Source organism: Falsirhodobacter sp. alg1 (assembly GCF_000739715.2).
GTDB lineage: Bacteria > Pseudomonadota > Alphaproteobacteria > Rhodobacterales > Rhodobacteraceae > Falsirhodobacter.
Genome location: NZ_BBJC02000017.1, coordinates 1 through 1,274 on the forward strand (window position 1 = coordinate 1; position 1,274 = coordinate 1,274).

General features: G+C 57.9%; 2 pseudogenes. One reads left to right on the forward strand and one right to left on the reverse strand.

Going from position 1 to position 1,274, the window contains the following annotated elements:
• Positions 1-55: 55 nt before the first annotated feature.
• Positions 56-513 (reverse strand): annotated as a pseudogene (locus tag TR36_RS15060) (SIS domain-containing protein); the annotation flags it as partial.
• A gap of 49 nt (positions 514-562) precedes the next feature.
• Here TR36_RS15060 and TR36_RS13835 point away from each other — a divergent pair.
• Positions 563-958 (forward strand): annotated as a pseudogene (locus tag TR36_RS13835) (ketol-acid reductoisomerase); the annotation flags it as partial.
• Positions 959-1,274 lie beyond the last annotated feature (316 nt).

A 1,274-nucleotide genomic window follows, 5' to 3' on the forward strand; every position in this document is an offset into this window, starting at 1 on the left:
AAGGCTTCGATAGCTTTGGCATCATTGGCCTTGCTACGAAGGGTTTCGATATAAGTCATTCTACAGTTACCGATTTGGCGAGGTTACGCGGTTGATCGACATCCGTACCCTTAGCGGACGGCGGTATGATAGGCCAGAAGTTGCACGAGGGCAACTGCATAAAGAACCGGTGCCAGCAGGGCTGAAACTGTCGGCAGCGTCAAAGTTGCCCATGTTATCATGCCCCGCTTCGGCCACACCCGCGGCGTCGGAAATCAGCAGAACCTTGCCGTGCCGCGCCATGACTTCCTGCATGTTCGACACCGTTTTATCAAAAAGGCGTGTCTTTGGGGGCCAACACGATTACCGGCACATGCGCGTCAATCAGGGCGATAGGGCCATGCTTCAGCTCACCCGCAGCATAANGCTTCTGCGTGTATATAGCTGATTTCCTTCAGCTTCAGCGNNCCCCTCCAAAGCCATGGGATACATCGGCCCACGGCCAAGGAACAGGATATCTTCGGCCTNGGCCAGATTCTCGGATATCTTGCTTATCGGGGGCTGCTACCGTCATGGCCTGGTTCATCAGGCTCCCCTGAACCTGCGTGACTCCGGCGCGAAGAACCTTGTTGTTGCCCTGCGCGAAGGCTCGCCTTCGGCAAAGAAGGCCGAATCCGAAGGTCTGACTGTCATGGGCATCGCCGAAGCTGCGGCCTGGTGTGACCTGATCATGTTCACCATGCCCGATGAATTGCAGGCCGATACCTACAAGAAATACGTTCACGACAATATCAAGGAAGGCGCTGCAATCGCATTCGCCCACGGTCTGAACGTACACTTCGGCCTGATCGAACCCAAAGCCGGCGTTGACGTGATCATGATGGCACCCAAGGGCCCGGGCCACACCGTGCGCGGCGAATACGTAAAAGGCGGCGGCGTACCCTGCCTCGTGGCTGTTGACCGTGACGCAACCGGCAAGGGTGGCCGTTTGCGTGACTGCCCCGATCGGGCCGTTCGCCCCCGCAAGGGTGGGCTTCGTCGCTGCTTTGGGGCGGTTCGTCACATGCGCCAACACGGCCTCGAACCTTGCATCCGATGTGGCGCCTTGTGCCGCATCGATCAGCTGCTTGGGCTGGATGTCACGCATACGTTCGATCAGCGTTTTCCAGCGATCACGGCCGATACCCGGCGCTGCCCCTATGGCTGACAGCAGGGAAGGGGGACAGCATCCGCAATCGAAAGCATACGTGAAATCAATGTCTTGTCGATCTGTAGCGCATCACAGATCACCTTGC